This window comes from Gilliamella sp. App4-10 (genome assembly GCF_001690495.1).
Lineage (GTDB): Bacteria > Pseudomonadota > Gammaproteobacteria > Enterobacterales > Orbaceae > Gilliamella > Gilliamella apicola_G.
This window is the reverse complement of the sequence record NZ_LZGS01000046.1, coordinates 105,898-130,407: the sequence shown is the minus strand read 5'-3', so window position 1 is coordinate 130,407 and position 24,510 is coordinate 105,898. Positions and strand designations below refer to the sequence as shown.

The 24,510-nt window shown below is 35.2% G+C and carries 25 protein-coding genes; 11 read left to right on the top strand and 14 right to left on the bottom strand.

The window, feature by feature from the left end:
- Positions 1-79: 79 nt before the first annotated feature.
- From yihI to A9G23_RS10020, 3 genes are all read left to right on the top strand, one after another.
- Positions 80-583: a Der GTPase-activating protein YihI gene (yihI, locus tag A9G23_RS10030; protein ID WP_065587474.1), complete on the top strand. Its 504-nt coding sequence runs from the start codon at positions 80-82 to the stop codon at positions 581-583.
- A 316-nt stretch (positions 584-899) separates the two neighbouring features.
- Entirely contained in the window at positions 900-2,270 is a 1,371-nt protein-coding gene (hemN, locus tag A9G23_RS10025) for an oxygen-independent coproporphyrinogen III oxidase (protein WP_065587473.1), read from the top strand.
- 206 nt (positions 2,271-2,476) lie between these two features.
- Positions 2,477-3,277 (top strand): hypothetical protein, encoded by an 801-nt coding sequence (locus tag A9G23_RS10020; protein WP_141670035.1) that lies wholly within the window; start codon positions 2,477-2,479, stop codon positions 3,275-3,277.
- 152 nt (positions 3,278-3,429) lie between these two features.
- Here A9G23_RS10020 and rsmC read toward each other — a convergent pair whose 3' ends face one another.
- Positions 3,430-4,470: a 16S rRNA (guanine(1207)-N(2))-methyltransferase RsmC gene (rsmC, locus tag A9G23_RS10015; RefSeq protein ID WP_065587471.1), complete on the bottom strand. Its 1,041-nt coding sequence runs from the start codon at positions 4,468-4,470 to the stop codon at positions 3,430-3,432.
- 88 nt (positions 4,471-4,558) lie between these two features.
- Between rsmC and A9G23_RS10010 the strand changes: the two genes are divergently transcribed.
- The 6 genes from A9G23_RS10010 to cyaY all read left to right on the top strand — a co-directional run bounded on the left by A9G23_RS10010 (position 4,559) and on the right by cyaY (position 7,840).
- On the top strand, positions 4,559-4,966 hold the full coding sequence (locus tag A9G23_RS10010; protein ID WP_065587470.1) for a DNA polymerase III subunit psi: 408 nt from the start codon (positions 4,559-4,561) through the stop codon (positions 4,964-4,966).
- Positions 4,935-5,396 (top strand): ribosomal protein S18-alanine N-acetyltransferase, encoded by a 462-nt coding sequence (gene rimI / locus A9G23_RS10005; protein ID WP_065587469.1) that lies wholly within the window; start codon positions 4,935-4,937, stop codon positions 5,394-5,396. Before A9G23_RS10010 ends, rimI begins: the two co-directional genes overlap by 32 nt.
- Before the next feature lie 32 nt (positions 5,397-5,428).
- On the top strand, positions 5,429-6,049 hold the full coding sequence (locus A9G23_RS10000) for a thiamine diphosphokinase (RefSeq protein ID WP_065587468.1): 621 nt from the start codon (positions 5,429-5,431) through the stop codon (positions 6,047-6,049).
- 87 nt (positions 6,050-6,136) lie between these two features.
- Positions 6,137-6,916 (top strand): hypothetical protein, encoded by a 780-nt coding sequence (locus A9G23_RS09995; RefSeq protein WP_065587467.1) that lies wholly within the window; start codon positions 6,137-6,139, stop codon positions 6,914-6,916.
- Positions 6,917-7,432, top strand: coding sequence for a surface-adhesin E family protein (locus A9G23_RS09990; protein ID WP_065587466.1), 516 nt, complete (start codon positions 6,917-6,919; stop codon positions 7,430-7,432).
- Positions 7,433-7,528: 96 nt separating this feature from the next.
- Complete coding sequence (gene cyaY, locus A9G23_RS09985) at positions 7,529-7,840, top strand: iron donor protein CyaY (protein WP_065587465.1); 312 nt, start codon at positions 7,529-7,531, stop codon at positions 7,838-7,840.
- 80 nt (positions 7,841-7,920) lie between these two features.
- On the opposite strand, the gene uvrD is transcribed toward cyaY, so the two are convergent.
- The 12 genes from uvrD to A9G23_RS09930 all read right to left on the bottom strand — a co-directional run bounded on the left by uvrD (position 7,921) and on the right by A9G23_RS09930 (position 20,037).
- Positions 7,921-10,104 carry a DNA helicase II gene (gene uvrD / locus A9G23_RS09980; protein ID WP_065587464.1) on the bottom strand — a complete coding sequence of 728 codons (2,184 nt, stop codon included), beginning with the start codon at positions 10,102-10,104 and terminating at the stop codon, positions 7,921-7,923.
- Positions 10,105-10,322: 218 nt separating this feature from the next.
- A complete protein-coding gene (gene yigB / locus A9G23_RS09975) occupies positions 10,323-11,036 on the bottom strand; it encodes a 5-amino-6-(5-phospho-D-ribitylamino)uracil phosphatase YigB (RefSeq protein WP_065587463.1) in 714 nt (237 codons plus the stop codon).
- 2 nt (positions 11,037-11,038) lie between these two features.
- The gene (gene xerC, locus A9G23_RS09970) at positions 11,039-11,959 is read right to left on the bottom strand and encodes a tyrosine recombinase XerC (RefSeq protein WP_065587462.1); all 921 of its coding nucleotides are present in this window, start codon (positions 11,957-11,959) and stop codon (positions 11,039-11,041) included.
- Between the two features lie 9 nt (positions 11,960-11,968).
- A complete protein-coding gene (locus A9G23_RS09965; protein WP_065587461.1) occupies positions 11,969-12,703 on the bottom strand; it encodes a DUF484 family protein in 735 nt (244 codons plus the stop codon).
- Positions 12,704-12,864: 161 nt separating this feature from the next.
- Positions 12,865-13,689 carry a diaminopimelate epimerase gene (dapF, locus tag A9G23_RS09960; protein WP_065587460.1) on the bottom strand — a complete coding sequence of 275 codons (825 nt, stop codon included), beginning with the start codon at positions 13,687-13,689 and terminating at the stop codon, positions 12,865-12,867.
- Between the two features lie 124 nt (positions 13,690-13,813).
- Positions 13,814-15,067 (bottom strand): diaminopimelate decarboxylase, encoded by a 1,254-nt coding sequence (gene lysA, locus A9G23_RS09955; protein WP_065587459.1) that lies wholly within the window; start codon positions 15,065-15,067, stop codon positions 13,814-13,816.
- A gap of 12 nt (positions 15,068-15,079) precedes the next feature.
- Positions 15,080-15,247, bottom strand: a complete 168-nt coding sequence (gene lptM, locus A9G23_RS11310) for an LPS translocon maturation chaperone LptM (RefSeq protein ID WP_081297029.1) — start codon at positions 15,245-15,247, stop codon at positions 15,080-15,082.
- 224 nt (positions 15,248-15,471) lie between these two features.
- A complete protein-coding gene (locus A9G23_RS09950; protein ID WP_442899751.1) occupies positions 15,472-16,353 on the bottom strand; it encodes an L-ribulose-5-phosphate 3-epimerase in 882 nt (293 codons plus the stop codon).
- Between the two features lie 101 nt (positions 16,354-16,454).
- Positions 16,455-17,099 (bottom strand): 3-keto-L-gulonate-6-phosphate decarboxylase UlaD, encoded by a 645-nt coding sequence (locus A9G23_RS09945; RefSeq protein WP_065587457.1) that lies wholly within the window; start codon positions 17,097-17,099, stop codon positions 16,455-16,457.
- 19 nt (positions 17,100-17,118) lie between these two features.
- Positions 17,119-17,811 (bottom strand): L-ribulose-5-phosphate 4-epimerase, encoded by a 693-nt coding sequence (locus tag A9G23_RS09940; protein WP_065587456.1) that lies wholly within the window; start codon positions 17,809-17,811, stop codon positions 17,119-17,121.
- A 3-nt stretch (positions 17,812-17,814) separates the two neighbouring features.
- On the bottom strand, positions 17,815-18,288 hold the full coding sequence (locus A9G23_RS09935; protein WP_065587455.1) for a PTS sugar transporter subunit IIA: 474 nt from the start codon (positions 18,286-18,288) through the stop codon (positions 17,815-17,817).
- Positions 18,289-18,315: 27 nt separating this feature from the next.
- The gene (locus tag A9G23_RS09930) at positions 18,316-20,037 is read right to left on the bottom strand and encodes a PTS ascorbate-specific subunit IIBC (RefSeq protein ID WP_442899750.1); all 1,722 of its coding nucleotides are present in this window, start codon (positions 20,035-20,037) and stop codon (positions 18,316-18,318) included.
- Positions 20,038-20,436: 399 nt separating this feature from the next.
- On the opposite strand from A9G23_RS09930, the gene ulaR reads away from it, so the two are divergent.
- Positions 20,437-21,198, top strand: a complete 762-nt coding sequence (gene ulaR, locus A9G23_RS09925; protein WP_065587453.1) for an HTH-type transcriptional regulator UlaR — start codon at positions 20,437-20,439, stop codon at positions 21,196-21,198.
- Between the two features lie 25 nt (positions 21,199-21,223).
- Complete coding sequence (ulaG, locus tag A9G23_RS09920; protein WP_065587452.1) at positions 21,224-22,291, top strand: L-ascorbate 6-phosphate lactonase; 1,068 nt, start codon at positions 21,224-21,226, stop codon at positions 22,289-22,291.
- 123 nt (positions 22,292-22,414) lie between these two features.
- Here the strand turns inward: ulaG and recG are convergent, their stop codons facing one another.
- Positions 22,415-24,508 (bottom strand): ATP-dependent DNA helicase RecG, encoded by a 2,094-nt coding sequence (gene recG / locus A9G23_RS09915; RefSeq protein WP_065587451.1) that lies wholly within the window; start codon positions 24,506-24,508, stop codon positions 22,415-22,417.
- Positions 24,509-24,510: the final 2 nt, after the last annotated feature.

Sequence of the window (24,510 nt, the reverse complement as noted above, 5' to 3'; positions counted from 1 at the left end):
CTTCATCATAGCTATATTTAAGACTTACTGATAAAATAGGCTGGTTAAATGGTTAACCTTAATATGAAACAGAGAATGTATGTTAAAAAATAAATCGAAACCAAAAGCTAAAAAAAGCCGCCAAGAAATCAATGAAGAGTCTCGGGAGCTAAAGCGTAAACGTAAGCACAAAGGCTTGCCTAGTGGCTCGCGCTTTAATAATCAAGATAATAACAAAAATAAAAATTCGGCAAAAACTACCAAAGATCCCCGTATCGGTAGCAAAAAACCGATTTCATTAATTGTTGAAAGTTCAAGCGCTATAACAAAACCAGTTAAACAACCTAAACCAATCAAATCGGTTTTATCGCCACAGCAAGAATTAGAACAATTAGAGAATGATCCAAAATTAGATATGTTACTGGATTTAGTCGAGCAAAATGCCAAACTCTCTAAAGATCAACAAATTTATCTTGATAGCAAACTGGATCGAATCGATGAACTGATGCGGGAGCTTGGTTATACTGATGATGATGATTATGATGACTTTGAAGATGAAGGTGAAAAAAAAGAAGATATTGTTAGTTTATTAAAACGAAACTAATAAGAGACAAATGTTATTAGTGTCTTTCTCAATGCAAGCAGAAATAAGATCCTAATCATTAAATTTCTGCTCATAATTTAAAATTAAAAACTATTATCTTTTATTCAATCCATTGATAACTTAAAAGCGAGCAAATCATAATGCCAATATTAATTATGTTAAGTTTATATTTTGGGTTATTGATTTGCACATTGTTATATTTACATAAAACCAATCGAATCAAAATTAAAACAAAAATCAAGAACCAGCAAAAACCGATATTAAAAATTCATAAAAATAACAATACCAAAAACAGACTTAAACGGAAGTAAAAAGCATGGCTGATACGCAATTATGGGATCAAGTATTAATTGAAAAATACAATTATTCAGGTCCAAGATATACCTCTTACCCTACTGCACTTGAATTTAATGAAGACTTTAATGAGCAGGATTTTTTATCAGCAGCAACACGTTACCCGACAAAGCCATTATCGCTTTATGTGCATATCCCGTTTTGTCATAAACTTTGTTATTTTTGCGGTTGTAATAAACTTATTACTCGCCAAAAACACAAAGTTACAAACTACCTTGATATTTTAGATATTGAAATTGCCGAACGTGCCAAATTATTTAATAAGCGCATAGTAACCCAAATGCACTGGGGGGGCGGTACGCCGACTTTTTTAACTGATGATGAAATCACTCGACTAATAACTTCGCTAAAAAAACATTTCAATTTTGCCGCTAATGCTGAACTGTCGATCGAAATCGATCCTCGTGAAATTACGCCACACACTATTGATCATTTAGCTCACGTTGGGTTTAATCGATTAAGCATGGGAATTCAAGATTTTAATCATGAAATTCAAAATCTGATTAATCGCGAACAAGATGAAAACTTAATTCGATCACTGATTGAACAAGCGCGTAAAAATCATTTTCATTCAATTAGTCTAGATCTCATTTATGGCTTACCCAAACAAACCGTTGCTAGTTTTACCGAAACGCTCAATAAAGTGATTGATATCTCGCCCGATCGTTTAAGTGTATTTAATTACGCCCACTTGCCAAGCCGTTTTGCAGCGCAGCGTAAAATTAAAGATGATGATTTACCCAATGCTAATCAAAAATTACAGATTTTACACACAAGTATTCAAAAACTAACCGAAGCGGGATATCAATTTATCGGCATGGATCATTTTGCCAAACCCACTGATGAATTAGCAATTGCCCAACAAAAAAATCAATTGCACCGTAATTTTCAGGGTTATACAACGCAAGGAGATGCGGATTTACTTGGGCTGGGTGTATCAGCCATTAGTATGTTAGGAGATAGTTATGCGCAAAACCAAAAAGATCTTAGATCTTATCAAAGTCAAGTTGAACAAAAAGGTCATGGATTATGGAAAGGATTTAATTTAAATCAAGATGATATCATTCGCCGTGAAGTAATCAAGCAACTCATTTGCCACTTTTATTTAGATAAAAAAGTGATAGAAGAACAATTTCATATCCAGTTCGATAATTATTTTGCTGAAGACTTAAAACTACTCGCGCCATTGCAACAAGATGGATTAGTTACAGTAAATGATAAGATAATTAAAGTTCAATCTAAAGGGCATTTATTGATACGCAATATTTGCATGTGTTTTGATATTTATATGCGAAAAATGGCAAGGCAGCAGCAATTTTCCAGAGTTATTTAATTTGAAGTCGTTTTCAAATTACTGTAAACAACGCGAGTGATTTCTACAAAGTAAATATTATGATAATATTTAACCTAATTTAATAAAATAAATTAATAGCTTATTAATTTTATTGTGTTATTAAAGGTTAACCTTTAATAACACAATTTTAGTTTAGACATGAAATTTTTATTTTTAATAAGGACTATATTGATAAAATGGGATTGATGAATAAATTAGTAGAAGTATTTCCAACTCGCTCTTTAAAAGTTATGAAACTAAAGCAAGAAGGCTCATTTCACCAAATAAGAAGAATATGTGCGACAATAATTCTCTTTATGTTAGCTATGTTTATAGCCCTGAAAAATTATCCTGGATTAATTACTGATTATAAAATATCACGTAATCCCGTTGTGGTTGACTATGATGTAGAAGGGAAATGTCGTGCAAAACGTATGATTGATAATTGTTCAGTGAAAATTACCACTGATACTGGACAAGTTATTACGCGTGATTACGTTTTCCTTGGTGGAGCAAAAGAAAATTATAAAGTAGTAACTATGGCTTCTGCTGATGATCCATCACTAGTAACAATCGATTTAGCTATTAATAATATGCGGACTCTATTTTTGGCTACTACGGTTCTTACTCTTTTGTTGTTGTTGGTTACATGGATGAGTTTAGTGTGTTTCTTAAGAACACATAAAATGGCAAAAGTTATCGATGAAATTAACGGACAAAAATTAACCCCTGTTATTGTGCCGATTAAATTAGTATCTTATGGTAAAACGATAACAGCTTTATATCGTGCAAACAATGCACAAGGAATAAATGCTAAATATGCAGCCAATTTTAATAAAGGCTCAAACGGTGGACCAATCATTATAGGTGATATGATTAGAAATACATGTAATGCATTGGCCGTAGTCGGAGAAAGCAACTCTGTACCTATTCTTCTTGATCAAAACTTTACGCGCTGTGATTTTACCTATGATGAAATGGAGGCATTAGAAAAAGTGCTCTCTTAATGCAGATATGATGTCAATAGTAGTGAAATCAGTTTAAGTCTAAATATTTACATGTTATAAATAGGGCGATAGTATCGCCCTATTTTTTAAACTTGTGATATGTATTGCAATTTATCCTTTTCTTTTAAAACAAAATAAACAAACTGCATTTATTAATGGCTTGCGAGATAAACCTTAAATTTTGTCGTTTGGGCAATCACTTCAACACTTTTGAATGTTTCAGCTAAAATGGTTTGATACGGTAAAAATGAATTTGCCACAATGCACAAATAACCATTTAATTTTAGGTGTTTTTTCGCTTCTCTGATTAACGTATTGACAGCCGTGTAATCGGTCTGTTTACCATCATGAAAAGGTGGATTGGAAACAATAAGATGATATTTATCATTTAGATTTGAAAAAACATCACTCGCTACAACTGTGGCATTAACATGATTACGGTGTAACGTAGCTTTACTTGATTCAATTGCAGCACTGCTCACATCGGATAACGTTAGTGCAATATCAGGGTATAATTTACCTAGCACCGTGGACAAAATGCCCGAACCACATCCCACATCTAATACATTACCTTTAATAATATCAGTACGATCCATCAATGCATTTAACAGTAACTCACTGCCGGTGTCTAACCCTTTTTGGCTAAAAACACCGGGTAAACTTTTGATTTCAATATTCTGATTTTCAATAGTTAAATGGTAACTTAACCACCACTCATCAAGATCAAAGGCTAAACGGCTATCCGCCTGAAAATGATATAAGCCACAACGCCTTGCACTATCGATTTTTTGAATTGTACCAAAATCACTCAATAAATCTTCCACGCTTTTTACACCTGTTCTATTTTCACCAATGATAAAAATATCACTGCCTTTTGGCATATTATGCAATAAATAAGAAATCTGAAATTGTGCTTCGCTTTTTGTTTTTGGCCAATAGTAAATTAGCGTATCCATGCCAACATAGAGTTCTGCTTCTGGCAACAATGAAAAATAGGTATACTTGCCACGGACACTATTTTTTAAACGTAAATAAGTATGAAATTGTGTGCAATGAATCTTAACTTGATTTGCTGACATGATAGCGGGATAACTGTCTTGAATATCACCAGCGATGATCACATTTTTATTACTAAAAAATGTTTGATGACGCTCAAGTACTTGACTTGCTGGAGTAAAAGCTGATGTTGCCATATTTCCTCAATGAAAAACCTTTATAAATTGATGCATTGATTATACAATTAACTATCTTTAATCTCTAATAAAAAACAGTAAGTCAATAATGACGCAACAAGATTGGTACCTAAAGCAGTGCAATATAACGCAATATGTTTTGCGCAACACAAATGTCTTTAAGGGCGAAATCGCCACTCATATCAGCGATAAGATCCGGCTAATTGTCGTTGCCAAAGAGCAACCAACCCAAAAAATCTATCTGGATATATTAAATGCGATTCGTCTTACCCAAGATCAGGTGCTAGTATTAACACCATCTCAACTTATTGTATCAGCGAGTGATATTAAAACAGTGATTTGGTTTATCGATATAACGCCTGAAGAGTCTTGGCAAAACCCATTAACGATTCAAACCGCTAGCTTAGATCAGCTTGCAAAAGCACCCCAACAAAAACGCCTACTTTGGCAACAGTTATGTCAATATGAAAACTATTTCCACCCTGACCGAACATGATTTAGTAAAAGCTTTTGAATTAGAGCTGATCTGTCATGCAATCCCTTGGTCAAAACAGACGTTCTTTTCAAACCAAGGTGATCATTACTTAAATTTTAAAATAACGATTGATAACCAAATAGTAGGATTTTGCATCTGCCAACAAATCGCCGATGAGGCTAATTTATTTAATATTGCAATTCATCCCGATTTTAGAAAGCAAGGACTGGCAAAAGCTCTACTCAACCATTTGATAGAAGCGTTAATAACCATAAAATCGCCTTGTCCGATTTCAACACTTTGGCTTGAAGTCAGGCAATCAAATACGTCAGCAATTTCGCTATACCATGCGCTGGGTTTTAATCAAATCACAATTCGAAAAAATTATTATCCAACAACCGATGGTAAACAAGAAGATGCGATTATCATGGCTTATACGTTAGCTTTGTAATTAACCAATCAGGTAAACCTAAAAGGAAGCCGATGTCACAAAATAAAGCCTTACTCTTTGTCAATGGTGAGCCACCATTGCATAGCTTTTGTAATTTAGAAAAGTACACCTATATCGCTTGTACTGATGGTGCTTACCATAATTATCTGTCCACATCATCAATCCAACCTGATTTTATTATTGGTGATTTAGACAGTTATAATTCAAACGGTAAAATTCCTCCCAAAACTGAAGTTATTCATACACCCGATCAAAATAAAACGGATTTTGAAAAAGCACTTTTATTTCTAATGAGTAAAGGGATAACTTCATTTGATGTATTTGGCGCTACAGGAAGGGCGAGCGATCACTTTTTAGGAAATCTTTCTGTTGCAATGCAATATTATCATCAATATCAAATAACGTTTTATGATAATTATTGCCATTTCTTTTTTGCCAAATATCATCAGGAAATTACTCATGTAAAAGATCATATTATTTCACTAATGCCACTTTCCAAAGTAACGGGTTTAACTATCACCGGCTTACAATATCCCTTGATTGACCAAAATCTATCGCTAGGTGAAATGGTTAGTTTAAGAAACAAAGCGATTAACGATTTAGTTAAAATATCATTTAAACATGGTGATTTAATGGTTTTCATTGAAGATTAAAATAATGTAGATTGACATTGCCTTTTACATTACTTTACAATTGCTTTACAAAAAAATAACTATAAATATTGATAAAAGGAAATTCACATGCATTTAAAAAAACTTTCTCTGTTTGTTTGTTTTTTATTTTTCCCCTGTCTATCTATCGCACAAACTAACAATAAGCAAAGTGAAACAGATAAAGTCATTGATACGTTTCTTCAATGTAATAATCGTTTTTTCGAACAACTTGCTAAACATCAAAATTCAATAAGTCAATATATTGATTTAGCTACTACTCCTGATAATGTAACCTATATCCCCGTTGAATCTATTTATCAGGCAGACAAAAACAAAGTGAAGTTTAAAAAACCGCTTGAATATCGCGGTTTAAAAATTACAGGTTATCAAAACATCTATATCCCAACCACTTTATCTGGCCAGTTTCTTTATTGGGGGTTTATCTTTGATAACAAAGAAGATGAAATTAAAAAAGCTTTAAAGAATATTAACTGGTTGCCATACAACACCGATGTTTACATAGCGAACCCTAAAATTTATGATCACCAGTCAAAATTTCCAGCATGGAAAGACGATCTTTATGCTATTGATGGCGTTATACCAAGACTTGGCACAATTAATAAAGCGCTTTATTTAGAGCTTACTGCCGATAATCAAAGTAGCGTTTTTTGTTCTATCCAAGGAGATTTAAAAAAAGAAATTCTTCTAGCGACTCGTCCTGATCTAAAACCAATCATCGAAAAACATGAAGCTGAACGTCAAGAACGAATTAAGGTATACAAAGAAAAAATGAAAAAAGAGAAAGAACAATCTCAACCACAAACTAACCCTGCAGAAACTAATTCAAAAGTTGGAGATAATATTTAAATGAAAAAGATCAGTTTATTTTTAATTCTCTTTTCTTTTGTGACATTTAGCTATGCTGTTGAAGAAAAAACTGATACCAACACTAAAGCGAATGAGAATACTGCTGCTGAAAGTTTAAAAGATCCTAGGGTAGGTAAACAATTTATTCCAACATCTATAACAAACGAAGATAATACTATTGGTTATTCATTTTTAGATAGAGAATCGATTAAACTTCATCCTTACAACGCTAAAGTTCGAGTATTTAGTGAGGTGAAGAATTATTTTCCGGCATTAGTGAAAAAAAATGATGATGGCACTGAAATACCCTATCATTCTATCAAGATTGAGTATTATGCTAATTGTGACAAAATGGAGTTAGCAAAAGGCAAACTCCGAACAATCGAATACTACTTTGGAGATGGAAAATTGATTAATACCATTGAAATACCAAACCGCTGGGTTGCTATAACTCAAGATAAAGAGCAATATAAGTTACTTGTTATTGCTTGTTCTTTACCAATTAATAATTATTAAATCAAACTCTACTTTTACTCTTGCCACCTTGCTGTGGCAGAGTATAGCCATTTATGCTACTATCACTTCATTATTTATTTAAATGATTACGCCTTTATGAATATCAAACAATTCCATACCCTTACCGATCAGTTATTCAATAAAATAGAACATTTTTTGGACGATTATATTGATGAACATGATATTGATTTAGACTATGAAACAAATGGCAACGTCATCACCATTAGTTTTCCAAATAGCAGTAAAATCATTGTTAATACTCAAGAACCTCTTTTTCAGATTTGGTTAGCTACACATAATCAAGGTTATCATTTTGATTATTTGAATAATAATTGGATTTGTAATCGAACCGACAAGTCATTCGACCAAATTTTTTCTGAATCTGTAAAAGAACAAGCTGATCAATAATATATACAAAAACGGGAATTAAGTGTTAAATTAATTCCCGTTTAATCGTGTCATGACAAAATCTTACTTAAAAGAAAACTCTACAATAAAGTTAGGTTTGCCAGTTTAACTACCAGCCATTTAATACCTTCATTAACAAAAGCAATTTGAGCTCGCTTATGATCGCCCTCACCATCAAGGTTGATAATAGTTCCTTCACCAAAACGGTTATGTAACACTTTACGACCCAATTGATAACCATCACTTTGGCGAGTTTTTTCAAGGGAAGACTTTTTGAGTCCAGATGATGAGATAACCCCTCGATGACTAATTTGATTTAATTTATCAATCGGCAACTCAGCTAAAAAGCGTGAAGGTAAATTACGCTCTTCACGACCATATAAACGTCTTAACTCAGCTAATGACAGAGTTAGACATTTACGTGCTCTAGTAATGCCGACATAAGCAAGGCGTCTTTCTTCCTCCATTTTTTCGACTTCTTGAGAAGATCGCTGCGCTGGAAATATGCCCTCTTCTAATCCAACAATAAACACATAATCAAACTCCAGACCTTTGGCAGAATGCAGTGTCATTAATTGAACTGAATCTTGTTCATTGATCGCATCACGGCTTTCTAGCGAAGTATAAGCTAAAAATGACTCTAAAACAGTCAATGTTTTACCCGTTTCACTATCTTCAATAATGGTGTTTTCATTGGAACGATAAAATTGCTCAGCGGCCGATACCAATTCCTCAAGATTTTCTAATCTTGCTTGCCCTTTAATGCCTGGTTCTTGCTCATACATCTGCAATACACCAGATAATTTAATAATTGCATCAAGTTGTTTGTAAAATGGTTGTGCTCCGACCTCATCAAAGATAGATTCCATCAATTCCAAAAAACGGCTGATACCTGAACGTTGTCTTTCTGTCAATGCATTGCTTTGAATTAGCATTAAACATGCTTCCCACAATGAAATATTATGTTGCCTTGCCGTCAATCTAACTTTATCTAGTGTGACATTTCCAATTCCTCGTGTTGGCGTATTGATCGTCGCTTCAAAAGCCATGTCATTATGGTGATCATGTAATAGTCGCAAATAGGCCAGCGCTAATTTTACTTCTTGTCGTTCATAAAAGCGAATAGAACCATAAATCTGATAAGGTAATCCCGCTTGTAATAGCGTATCTTCAAATATGCGTGATTGTACATTATTACGGTACAAAATAGCACAGTTTGCGTAATTTTCACCTTCTTGATGACGTTTTTTTATTTGACCAACAACAAACCTTGCTTCATCAAGATCATTAAAACCAATATAAAGCGAAATTTGTTCTCCATCACCTCTATCTGTCCATAAGTTTTTACCCAACCGATTTTGATTTTTCGCTATCAATTTATTGGCCACATCTAAAATATTACCAGTTGAACGGTAATTTTGTTCTAACCGAATAATTTCAGTTTCAGGGTAATCATTGATAAATAGTTGAAGATTATCTGCATTGGCACCGCGCCAACTATAGATAGATTGGTCATCATCACCTACAATCATCACATTAGCTGTATCACCAGCAAGTTTTTTTACCAAGTGATATTGGATCTTATTGGTGTCTTGGAATTCATCAATTAAAATATTGCAAAAACGATGATGACAATAATTTAAAACGTCTTTATCCAAACAAAGCAGTTCATAGGTTCTGAGAATTAATTCCGAAAAATCAACATAACCGACTCTATCACAGATAGCTTGATAGTCACAATAAATCGTTTGCCACATTACCTGTTTAGGATCTTCAGTGACAATATCTTTTGCGCGAACTCCCTTTTCTTTTTGAGTAGAAATAAAAGTAGCACATTCTTTGGCTGACCACTGTTTTTCATCGATTTTTCGTTCGCGAAAAATCCGCTTGATAAGCCGAATTTGGTCTTCTGTATCAATAAGTTGAAAATTAGAAGGTAATTTAGCTTGCTCAGAAAACATACGCAGTAAACGATGAGCCAATCCATGAAACGTACCCACCCACATACCATTAAAATAACCTTCACCCACTAATGCTTGAATACGCTCTTGCATTTCGGTAGCAGCTTTATTTGTAAAAGTAACGGCAAAAATTGAACGCGGCGAATAGTGTTTTTCGACGCAGAGCCACGCAATACGGTGAACTAAAACGCGAGTTTTACCACTCCCTGCGCCAGCAAGAACAATAGTATATTGGTTATCGGTAGTGACTGCATTTTGTTGCTCTATATTCAGTCCATCTAATAATGATTTATTGATTTTCATTATATCTAAACCTATTTTGATAATAGAAAACGCCAGTCAAAATTAATGTTGAGAGTGTTATTAATATTTTTATCATATTCCAAGATATTTTTGTCGACTGTAACTAAACAGCTTAAACTAAAGATAAAGTTCATTGAATCCAACTTATCGTTGTATTGTGCTTAATATAACTTATCTCCATATAACTTCACTGTTTATTTATACAGATAAAAATAAGATTATAGCAGATTCTCTAATTCTGGCAATTGAGTTATTTCGATGTGGGGTAAATACCTTGCATCATCAAGATGTAAAATATCGCAATTATAAATATTGATAAAACACGCTAAAAAACCATTATCAATTGCACCATTAACATCAGTTAGTGCATTATCACCCACATGTAAAATGTGGTGTGATGGAATAGCTAGCTTGTGAGAGGCTAAGTCAAAAATTTCAGGAAAAGGTTTTGAACGCCCGTGTTCACCACCACGCAGTAAAAATTGAAAATAATCACCCAAACCAATTCGATTAATATCAACGTTACCATTAGTAATCACCGCCAAAGGATATTTAGCACCCAATTTGGTTAATAACTCATGTGTTGATTCAGGAACTACCATCTTGTGTCGCCAAAGATTAAAACAAACGAGTGATTCTTCAATCACTTCTGAAAATTTTGACACTGGCATGTTAGTTTTACTTAATAGCGATTTGATGGTTTGAATTCGCCAAACTATGACATCGTGATAAATTTCTGGATCAGAAGCAAGTACGGCATGCTTTTCAGCAAAATACTCAGATAATGTTAAATTACGCAATTGTTCATTATGTTGAAGCGTTTTGATCATTTCTTCTTCCGCTTTTTCAACGATCATCTTATTATCATATAAAGTGTCATCCAGATCAAAAGTAAATGCCTTAATACTATGCATAGATCGATAAAAGTGCATCGTTATTTTCCCCTTTTTGCTCGTGGATGAGCTGAATCATAAACTTCAGATAAATGTGAAAAATCCAAATGCGTATAAACTTGGGTCGTTGATAAATCGGCATGCCCAAGCAACTCTTGTACAGCACGCAAATCTCCACTTGATTCAAGCATATGTGTAGCAAATGAATGGCGTAATTTATGAGGATGAACATGACTGCTTAAACCTTGTTTAACGCCCCACTCTGCGAATCGTTTTTCAACATTACGTGGCGAAATTCGTCTGCCTAACTTTGAAATAAATAGGGCATCGTCTTGTGGAATAAACAGATCTCGCATTGGAAGCCAGTGTTTGATCCATTTGATAGATTCCCGACCTAATGGCAGTTTTCGTTCTTTATTACCCTTCCCCATAACACGAATTTCACCATCGGTAAGATTTAACTCTCGACAATTAAGGCTGACTAATTCGGAAAGACGCAACCCCGAACCATACATAACTTCAAGCATAGCTCTATCACGAACCGAAAGCGGATCGTTATAATCAATATTGAGCAATTGATTAATTTCGTCAATATCGATATTTTTTGGCAAATGTTGACCTAGCTTTGGATTCAACACGCCTCGAGCAGGATTGGCAGTAAGGAGCTTGTTTTTTACCATCCAATCACAAAAACTACGCAAAGCCGATAGCCTTAATGACAAGCTTCTTGCTTGTAGCCCCGTTTGCTTGCTACGACTAATTAACAGTCTTACTGCGGATGAATCTAAATCTTGCCAAGTTAAAATTTCAACCTCTTTTGCCAACGATATAAGTGCATAAAGCTGACGTCGATAATTGATTTGAGTATTTAAACTGAGCTGTTTTTCTGACTTGAGATAATTTAAAAACTGATCGACAGGTAACGTTAATTTAACATTACCATTTTGATTAGACAACTCCATGACGTTTCCTTATTTTTTCCGCATAATCCATCTGCTGATTAAAATAGGTAAAATTTCACTCATCTTTTCAAGTAACAATGTACCTTGCCCAGCTTGATAATGTTCTGGATTAGCACTAGTAAACACTAAAAGCCCCAAATCGCCAAATTGTCCTAATAAAGTTAAAGCCACTGACCCAATATAACCATGTTCAGGTAATAAAAAATCGAGCTCTGTTGAGTTTAATGTGCCTAAATATTGTTGACTATATTGCAAATGCCTAACACGAATAAAATCAAATTGCGAGGAATCTAAAGCTAAGTGATAATAATTTGATGGAGCATTAAGTAACCATTTATCGTCAAAAAGATATAAATAAGCACCACTAAGCCCTAACGATTTTGCCCATGTATTCAATAATACCATTAATTGATTTAAATCATGAGCTTTAATCAATTCAATTTGTAAATCCATCAGTTGTCTAAACAGCAATTCGTTGGCACTAGCATGTTCCATTAATAATGTGATTTCGCACTCTAATTGCTTAATTTTGTTACGTTGACGAGCCATATTCCATTCAGGTAATGAAATAATTCCCCGAACAGGATGAGGCACTCGCATGTACTCCACATACCGCGCATTTCGCATAAAAAAATCAGGGTTATCAATAAGATATTGACTCACAATGTCATCATTTAATTTTTCTGATGAAGGCTGTTGTTGTGTTTTTTTTGCTCTCAATTTTCGTGTATTTTTAGCAACCATAATTAACGTCTATTGTATTATCTTATAATTCTATATACTTTCCGCATTTGATTGGACCACACCAAAAAAAATTAAATAAAATCAATTGCTTTTCTGAATTATTTTATCTTATGAAGTTTTTCATCAACAAATGTTAAAGCCATACAGTAAGAATATCAAAATTAAATGGCAATAAAGCCATCATACACATGCGTAGCAGGTCCAGTCATATAAAGGGGATGATTGCCGCCTTTCCATTCAATTAATAATTTGCCACCCGGTAAATTAACCTTAACACGTTGGTTCAATAATCCTTGATTAATACCGACCGCTACCGCAGCACAAGCCCCCGTACCACAAGCTTTCGTTTCGCCAACCCCACGTTCAAATACACGCAAATTAATGTTATCGCGATCAATAATATGCATAAACCCAATATTGGCGCGTTCAGGAAAGCGATCATGTTGCTCTAATAATGACCCAAGTGTTGCCACTTCTGCTGTTACAATATTATCAACTTGAATCACACAGTGAGGATTCCCCATAGATGCAACACCACATAATATGGTCTGTTCTTGTGCACGAATGATATAGGTTTTTTCTTCTTTAATAGCCTTAAAAGGAATCTTATTCGGTTCAAAAATAGGCTCCCCCATATTCACACGTACGGTATCGTCGTCATTGACGGTTAAAACAATATTACCTTTCATGGTACTGACTTTTAACACGCGTTTTCGGCTTAGTCCTTTTAAACGAACAAAACGCGCAAAACAACGAGCACCATTACCGCACTGCTCAACTTCAGAACCATCGGAATTAAAAATACGATAATGAAAATCACTATCGGGTACATAAGGAGGCTCAACAATAAGAAGTTGATCAAACCCGACACCCGTATACCTATCTGCCATGCGTTTAATCATTTCTGCCGAGAGATGAACATTTTGCGTCACTGCATCAATAACCATAAAATCATTTCCGAGTCCATGCATTTTTGAAAAGTTCATCGTTAGTTTACCTTCTATATGTCAACCGTGTTAGTTTGTTATTCTTCAGTTTAGGCTGTTAACCAGCATCAACTTAAAAAGGAAATGCTATTGTGATTAAGCATTCCGATATAATGTATAAATATTATAAAACCACTTCTCCGTGCCATAAATCTTCGAAAGATTCACGCTTACGGATTAATTTATGTTGTTGTTCATCAATAAGCATCACTTCAGCAGGTCTCGGGTGACTATTGTAATTCGAGGCCATACTAAAACCATAAGCACCAGCACTACAAATGACCAATAAATCATCTTGGTTAACCGAAAGCTGGCGCTGATAAGCCAGTACATCGCTTGATTCACATATTGGTCCAACAACATTATATACAAACGATTCATCGCCGGCTCGTGGTTGTTTTTCAGGCAATATATTCATCCAAGCATCGTAAAGGGCTGGACGGATTAAGTCATTCATCCCCGCATCAACAATCGCAAAATGGTTACCATCTTGGTGTTTGGTATATTCTACTTTAGTAATTAACATACCTGAATTAGCAACAATAGACCGTCCTGGCTCAAACAAAATTTCAATATCGGGATAATTAGCTAATTTGTTTTTTAACTCAGTCACAAGTTGTGATGCTGTAGGAGGTTGTTCATTATCATAACAAACACCTAAACCGCCACCTAAATCGATATGTTCAATAACAATATTATCCGATTGTAGTTTATCCACTAAGGCAAGAATACGATCGGCAGCATCAAGAAATGGCGATAATTGAGTTAACTGTGAACCAATATGACAATCAATACCAACAATATTGATATTGGCTAATGATCGTGCCTTTCGGTAAACATCTAAAGCTAACTCATAGCTAATCCCAAATTTATTTTCGCGTAGACCTGTTGAGATATAAGGATGTGTTTTAGCGTCTACATCGGGATTGATTCTTAATGAAATCGGTGCAGTTTTATTTAATCGTTTGGCAACTTCATCAATTCGATACAATTCGGCTTCAGATTCAACATTAAAGCATTTAATGCCGACTTCAAGCGCACGTTCAATTTCAACGATTGATTTAGCAACACCAGAAAAAACGATTTTTTTAGGATCGGCACCCGCTTTTAATACTCGCTCTAACTCACCTTGTGAAACAATATCAAAACCCGCTCCCAGTTTTACCAATAAACTTAAAACCGCTAAATTACTATTAGCCTTAACCGCATAACAAACTAAATGCTTATTATTAGTCAAAACCTGTTCATAGGCTAGAAACTGTTTACTGATGTGATCGGCCGAATAAACATATAATGGTGTACCATACTGCTTAGCAAGATCGGCTATTGCTATTTGATTAGCGAATAAACGATCATGTTGATAATTTAAAAAATCCATCACGTTATTCCATTATGCAATTTTAATGAATGCATCAGTTTGAATTGAAGTCATTGTTGTTGATTGAGCCTGCTGCGTTACCGTTTTTTCAACTGGACGATAAAGCGGGCCCTTTAATCCACATCCCATTAATGTCAACGTAACAAAAAGGACAAAGAGTAATTTTATAATTGATTTCATACAATATCCGCAATTCTTTCTATTTTTTAGAATGCTATCTATATTACACGATAGGCACAATGCTGCAAAGCGCAAATAATAACACCTAAACAAACAGATATACAAAATTGGGAAACTGTGCTGTTTTATCAAAATTAGCGTTATGCTCCACCGTTAAATTATATTAGTGGAGCATAATGTATTTTAATTGCAGATGATGAGTTCACTATTGATTTTCTTTAACTCTAGAGTTTTGAAAATAAAGGATAATTAGCTTTTTCTCCAATTGCTTTTAAGCGTTTTTGGGCGGTAATTATGTTGTCTTGCCATTTTTCATCTTTTGCCCACATTTCAATCACTAAGGGTGCAACATAATTCATAGCACGGAGCGTATTGAAAATAGCGTTAAAATCAACATCTCCTTCACCAATAACCAGATCCCTAAACTGTCCGAGATAATCGGCTTTAACTTTGAAGGTATCTTTTAGATGAACTTGGACTATATGATCACGGCTTAACATAAGTTCAGTGCAAGTATCATAATTCCAACCAGTAATATTACCGACATCAGGATAAGCCATAAAGTAAGGAGAGTCGATATTTTTTTTTAGGATTTCGAATTTACTTAAACTGTTAAGATAAGGCGTATCCATAATTTCAACCGCTAACATCACCCCTGCTCTCTCTGCTTGCTTAACTGCCCACTGCATACCTTGAATAAAGCGCTGATGCGTTTGTAAGTCAGCCGGTTCATAATAAACATCATAGCCAGCTAGCTGAATCACTCTTATTCCTAACTTATAAGCTAGCGTAATGGCTTTATCCATGATGATTTTAGCTTCATTGCGGATATCATTATTGGCTGAACCAAATGGATATTTACGATGTGCACTTAAGCACATGGAATGTAGGGGAATTCCGATTTTTTCACATTGATGCCTGAGTGAATAGATCTCATCGTCAGACCAATTTAATCTGGCACGGCGTTCATTCGATTCATCGATCGAAATTTCGATAAAATCAAATCCTAGGTTTTTAGTTACTTGTAATTTATCTTGCCATGATAACTCGTTAGGTAAGGCTTTTTCATAAATACCAATGCGAGGCGTATTTTTGGCTTGATACAGTGTTTCTGATATATCTTTACTTTGACTTTGCGACATTGTGATAACCCATATTTTATATAAAAAGAGATCATGCAGTCAGTTTCTTCGACTGCATGCGGTTGTTACCAATATTTTGCAATCTGTTCTCTTAATGCATGCGCAGTTTTTTGACCGTTTTCACTAGCCAAAGCACGTCCAGCAATAAACGCTTTGGTTTTAATACCCGCAAATAGATGTATATCTTCAGGTACAATGCCGCCTGTAATTGACAGTTCTAACCCTAAATCAGAAAGTTGACGCATTTTAATTAAATCATCCTCACTCCAGCCAATACCAGCAAGTTCAGCATCGCGTGACCGATGATATATTGCTTGCTTAATGCCTAATTTCCGCCACGCTTTCGCATCATCTAATGTCCAATGACCATATAATTCAATTTGAATTTCGCCTTTAAATTCATCAGCCACTTTTTTACATGCTTCAACGGTTGCAATGTGAGCTGCGGCTGATACTGTTAACCAATTTGCGCCGGCTGAAAACGCCATTTTTGCCAATATCGCACCACCGTCAGTTGTTTTTAAATCACAGACTAAAATATGATTTGGATAGAGCTCTCTTAGCCTTTTTACACTTTGCATGCCTGCACCAAAAGCAAGAATGGTGCCAACTTCAATGATTTCGACAAATCCTGCTACATTTTTCGCCACATCTAAGGCTGGTGCTAATTCGGTTTGATCTAACGCAATTTGTAATTTTGGTGTTGACATGTTTTTCTCCTTATCTCTTTTATTTTTGACCGTAGTAAGCATTCGCACCATGTTTGCGAAAGTAGTGCTTATCTGATAAAGTTTGTTGAATTTTAATTGTCTGATTTAGTTGGCGGGTTGCCAATGCCATCATGGCGATTTCTTCAAGTACAACGGCATTATGTACAGCATCAAAAGCACTTTTACCCCAGCAAAATGGCGCATGTCCCGAAATCACCGCTCCTGGCATTGCGACAGGATCAAGCCCACGGCATTTAAATTCTTCAACAATAACTAACCCGGTGTTTTTTTCGTAGTCAGTTGCAATTTCGCTATCGGTCAATTCACGTGTGCAGGGCACATCGCCATAAAAGTAATCAGCATGTGTGGTGCCTAAAGCAGGAATATCTAATTCAGCCTGAGCCCAAATGGTTGCATAACGTGAATGCGTATGTACAACACCACCAATATCAGGAAACGCTTTATACAGTTCGATATGCGTTGCAGTATCGCTTGAAGGATTCAACCTCCCTTCAACAATGTCGCCCGTTAATGAAACCACCACGATATCATCAACGGTCATATTGCTATACTCAACACCAGAAGGCTTAATGGCAATAACCGCTTTAGTGCGATCAATTTCAGACACATTACCCCACGTAAAGGTGACCAAATTATATTTTGGTAACAATAAATTAGCTTGTAAGACACGTTTTTTTAAAGCTTGATACATAACTCAACCTCCGCTCAAAGCCTGATCAATAACGGCATAAACATCTTCTTTTGAGTTACATCGCCTCAATTTGTCAAGATCAACACCAGTTTCGCTATTTTCATCATCTAAGATTTGGGTCACTTCCATTAATCCTTCCATATGCTGATCAGACGTACTACCAGCAAGCGTTACTAAAACATCCACTGGTTCATCTTCACCTTCAAAATAGACGGGATTTTTTAAGGTAACTAAAGCAAACGCAGTTCGATTTACGCCGTCTTCAGGTCTGGCATGCGGCATAGCAAAATTTGGTGCAATAATAATGTAGGGTCCCATTGTTTTAACGCAGTTAATAATGGCATCGTAATAGGACGGCTCTATCGCTTTTGATGCAACTAACATATCCGTGCCTAGCTTGATAGCTTCTTGCCAGGTTGCAACATCTGCTTTGAGCAAAATAGAGTTATTCTCAATTAATGATTCTTTTAAAGCCATGTTGTACTCCTTTTTTTATTGGAAAATCTATTTAGAAATTACTTGATTAATCAGCTTAATAAGCTCATCACCAAAAGTTTGTGGATTAAGCATATTTTGTACACCTAACGCATACTGACCTTCATTAACTTCAATTTCATGAATAAGATGTTTTGAAGCAACAATAATATCGACATTAGGAAGACGTGATTTATAATCAGTCACTGCACAAGAGTCCATTTCATTCGGGATTCCTTTTTTATTTAAGTAATTGGCAATTTTCATTTTCATCATCATTGAGGAACCTTGGCCACTACCACAGACAGCCAAAATGCGAACTGCGCGATCTTTGCTTGTATCGATATCATCCATTTTTTCAACTACAGCTTTATTGATATCTTGATGTTCATCATTTATCTCTGGTTGATTTTTTTGCATGGCTTCATCCAAACGTAACTGTTTAGCAGCAAAGAACATATAAAGCATGGCTAATGCAATAAGCACATAGATAAATAAATGCGAAATAGATAAACCTTGTAAAATCGGTGGAAATAATATTGCCCAATCAGCCATTCCCATCCAAGAATCAATCGGTGTACCATTTTGTGCAAAAATATAAATGACCCAAGCCGAACCAAACACCTCTATCATGCCCATTACAAAACAAATTTTCATAACGGCCTTCCAACCACCAAAGTGGTTAGCAAAAACACCAATGGTTGCGTTCGAAAAAAACATCGGAATAAAACCAGGAATAATCATGATCGGTGATTTAAAGACAAGTAATAAAGCAATCGCTAAAAATTGTCCTAATGCTCCCCAAATAAAACCAAATACCATGGCATTAGGCGAAAATGCATAAATGGCAGCACAATCAATCGCCAATACAGCATTGGGAATTAATTTTTCTGAAATACCTTTAAAGGCTTCAGACAGCTCAGCAACAAACATACGCACACCACTTACAATCACTTGGATCGCCACAGCAAATTTAAGACCAGTTTCAAAAATATAGATTGTCCAATGAGTTGATCCCGCCATGGTTTGCAAATTATCTAAACCAAAAGAAAGTAAAATAATTCCGAAGAAAAATGTCATAACAATAGTGGTTGCAGCGATACTATCATGAAAAATGTGCAACCATTTAGGTAGTTTTAAATTATCCACCGAATCGTTTTTATTCCCCAGTTTGGGCGCTAATTTAACGGCAATCCATGATCCAATTTGTTGTTGGTGACCAATTGAAAATCCAGCACCACCGGTGACAGCCTCAGTGGGTTTAAACATCATATTCGAAAAGATCCCCCAATAAAGCGCGATAATAACGGCTGAATAGATAATGGTTTCCCACATACTGTAGCCAAAAAGAAAGTAAAATAATGCAATTAAACCGACCTGCTGAAACATAATATGGCCAGTTAACATGATGGTTCGAATACCTGTTATACGTCGAAAAATCACCAACACGATATTAATAGCCAATGCTAACAATACTGCATAACCAACCCATGAATAGTTTTCATGCATGCCATTTTCAACGGCCACCATTGATGCATAGGTATCAATAATAGATCCCTTAATGCCATGATACTCTGCCAGTTTAGCGATAACAGGTTTGAAAGTTGAAACTAACACGCCAGATCCAACTTGTAATAACATAAAACCCACAATGGTTTTGATGGTACCTTTTAAAATTGTTGTTATATCTTTACGTAATAGACAATAACCTAACATTGTTACCAAACCCAGCAACAAAGGCGCCTTTGTCATAACTTGACTATAAAAAATATAAAATACGTTATAGATTACTTCCATATGTTCCTCTCATCAGTTATCGACATTTTTCATTACTCAAACAATACATCTCGAAAATCAAGTTTTATCAAAATTAAAACACATCGATATCTTCCACAATCAAAATAATTCATTCAATGATTATTTTTGATTAATTTGACAACGATCACTTTTCCAAACGATTAATAACCGCACCTGTGACACTCATCACATTTTGATAAAAAAGCACGAGCAAAATTTTAAGTTAAAGTTATTATTATCAATGAATTAGATAACTACTTTAGTGAATTAAATTTTAAAATAATTGACATAAATATAAATGAAAATTATCATCAATTTAAATCACATTTAATCAACAATTATAAAGAGGTTATAATGAACGAGCTATCTCGGCATAACGAAATAGTGGCATTAGTTAACGAAAAAGGTATGGTTAAAGTTACTGAGTTAATTTCACTTTTTGCTATTTCACCCGCAACTGCTCGGCGAGACATCACAAAACTGGATCAAGAAGGACGAGTAAAAAAAGTCCGCAATGGAATTATGCGATTAGAAGAAGTAAAACCAACTTGGGTACCAATTGATAATCACAATACTGACCATTATCACGAAAAAGCACGCATTGCCATACGTGCTGCTAAACTATGCAATAATGAAGAAAACATTATTATAAACTGTGGCTCGACAGCATTTTTACTCGGTCGCGAACTGTGCGGTAAAAATGTCTCAATTATTACTAACTACTTTCCATTAGCGTGTTACTTAATTGAGCATGACCATGAAAATGTCATCATTATGGGAGGATTATACAACAAGACACAAAATATTATTCTTAACCCCATTGCCAATATTACCAATTCTTATGCAGGCAAATGGATGTTTACCAGTGGTAAAACATTAACGCCAACCGGTCTTTATAAAAACGAAATTTTAGGCGCTGTTGCTGAACAGCAAATACTTGAACAAGTCGAAAATTTAGTTGTTGTTGTTGATAGTTCAAAAATTGATAAAAATGCCAATTCAGGCATGCTTTTTTGTCCTGTCAATAAAATCGATATTTTAATTACTGGGAAACAAGCAAATAAGGACGTGATTGAATGCATTAAGGAGCAAGGCGTTAAAGTTATTTTAGTTTAACTATAAATTGTAAAAGGAACAAAGTATGAGTAAAGTGAACGAAATTACCCGTGAATCATGGATATTAAATACATTTCCTGAATGGGGAACCTGGCTTAATGAAGAAATAGAAACGACAGAAGTTAAACCCAACACATTTACAATGTGGTGGCTTGCTTGTACCGGTATCTGGTTAAAATCAGCTGGTAATACAAATATATCTGTCGATTTTTGGTGTGGCACTGGAAAAAAAACACACGCAAATCCATTAATGAACAAACAACATCAAATGATGCGTATGGGTGGCGTGCGTGAATTACAACCAAACTTAAGAACCAGTCCATTTGTTCTTGACCCTTTTGCAATAAAACAAATTGATGCCGTCATGGCAACGCACGATCATGCCGATCATATTGATGTCAATGTGGCTGCTGCTGTCATTCAAAACTGTTCATCTAAAGTTAAATTTATTGGTCCTAAAGCTTGTGTAGAATTATGGAAAAGTTGGGGAGTTCCAGAAGATCGCTGCATTGTTGCCAAAGTTGGCGAAACAATTCAAGTTGGTGACATAACCATTCGTGTATTGGACTCTTTTGATAGAACTTCACTCGTTACTCTACCCAAAGGCGTATCATCTACAGATAAATCTATTTTAGATGGCATGAATGACAGAGCAGTTAACTATCTATTTGAAACAACGGGTGGTTCACTTTATCACTCTGGTGATTCACACTATTCTAATTATTATGCAAAACACGGTAATGATTATAAAATTGATGTTGCATTGCTATCTTATGGCGAAAATCCACGTGGTGTAACAGATAAAATGACTTCAGCAGATATCTTGCGCGCAGCTGAATCACTCAATACTAAAGTCGTTATTCCTTTCCATCATGACATTTGGGCCAACTTCCAAAGTGACCCGCGTGAAATCGAAGTGTTATGGCAAATGAAAAAAGATCGCCTAGATTATCAATTTAAGCCTTTCTTTTGGCAAGTGGGAGGAAAATATACTTATCCAACCGATAAACATAAAATGCATTATCAACATTATCGTGGATTTAGAGATATCTTTACCGATGAGCCAGAATTACCTTATCGCTCATTCTTATAACTCTGCAATTTTATGTTAACTTTAATGTGTGGACTAAAAACAACAGTGTTGAAGCCCACACATAAACTCATTATCTCTAAATGAGTACAACATTAAATATCTGTTCAAAAAATACTGCAACAATTATACATTAATATATTTTTCACGATTTGGCAGCCAACAGTTAACTAATTGTAAGGCGCTTTGCGGATAGTTTGTTTGGATATCATAAGATGCGTGTTGGATTTCACTAATCAAATGCTGATCACGAATCAAATCAACCACTTTAAAATTAGCCGTACCCATTTGGCGAGTCCCTAAAATTTCACCACTACCACGAAGTTCAAGATCTTTTTGGGCAATAATAAAACCATCATTACTTTCACGCATTACTTTCATGCGTGCTTGGGCGACTTTGCTTAGGGGCGCTTGATACATTAATACACAATGAGATACAGCCGAACCTCGTCCAACTCGTCCACGTAACTGATGCAATTGGGCTAAACCTAAACGTTCTGCATTTTCAATAATCATTAAGCTAGCATTAGGTACATCAACGCCAACTTCAATAACTGTTGTGGCGACAAGCAATTGAATTTTTCCGGCTTTAAAGTCTTGCATGACCGATTGCTTTAAATCAGATTTCATTTTTCCATGCACTAACGCAATACTTAAATGAGGTAAACGCGCCAGTAATTCAGCAACCAGCATTTCAGCCGCTTGTGCATCAAGCGTTTCAGACTCTTCAACCAAGGTACATACCCAATATACTTGGCGATTATCTAAACAAGCTTGGTTGACACGTTCAATGATCTCATCTCGGCGAGTATTAGGTACTACAACTGTAGTGATAGGCGTTCTGCCTGGTGGTAATTCATCAATAACTGAAACATCGAGATCAGCATAAACTGTCATGGCTAATGTTCGGGGAATAGGCGTTGCGGTCATAATTAATTGATGTGGATAAAGATTATCTTTAATACCTTTTTCCCAAAGACTTAGGCGCTGATTAACACCAAACCGATGCTGTTCATCAATAATCACTAAACCTAACGAATAAAATTCCACTTGATCAACAAACACCGCATGTGTACCAATTAACAGGGTAATTTCACCATTTAAGATACGCTCATAACGCTGACGCTTATTTTTAGCGGTTAATCTCCCTGATAACCAATCCACAGAAATACCAAGAGGAGCAAACCATTGTTTAAAATTGTGATAATGTTGCTCTGCTAATATTTCAGTCGGCGCCATTAATACCACTTGTCGATTATTTTCTATTGCATTGAGTGCTGCTAGTGCTGCAACTAACGTTTTGCCAGAACCAACATCTCCCTGGATTAATCGCATCATTGGAATTGGTTTTGCCATATCCTGATAAATATCTTGAACCACTCGTTGCTGAGCACGAGTGGGGTTAAAAGGTAATGAAGATAAAAACGGTTTGATAAACTGTTGACTAACATTCATTGCATAAGCTTGTTGCTTTTGATTATCGGTTTTCAACATCAACATGCTTAAATGATAGGCGAGCAATTCTTCAAAAATAAACCGTCTAATTGCAGGGTGTTCCCCATTCGACAATTGCTTTATATCAGTATCTATTGGTGGATTATGAATAATATTTAATGAATCAAAAACAGTGAAATAGCGACTCGCTAGCGGTGTCGGTAAGATTTCTTTTGGTGGGTTACGTTTTAATAGTAGCAGTGCAGTGCGTATCAATTTACGAATAATATTTTGCGTAAGTCCGTAAGTTGTTGAATAGACAGGCGTATATCTTTCTTCATTGCAATCAGAAGCTAACAATTTAGCTTCACGACTATCTTTAATTTTATATTGTGGATGAATTACTTCAGGATAGCTTTTTCCTCTTTTAACCTCACCATAAGCACTTACCCACTTACCTGGCGTTAAACTTGCTTTCATTCCAGCATTGAAATTCATAAATCTTAATATCGCTATTCCTGAGTCATCTTGAATATAACAAACTAACATTTGTTTACGTCTAAAGATCACTTCAGTTTTTATGATACACCCCTCAATCGTGGTATACTCACCGATAGCCACATCACCAATGGCACAAGTCGAAGTGCGATCTTCGTAACGTAAAGGAAAGTGCAACAATAGATCTTTAACAGTATAGACACCTAATGTATTAAACTTTTTTTCTAGACTTTCACCAATTCCCGTTAACTTTATCAGCGGTAACTGGTCAAAAAAACGATTTATCATAA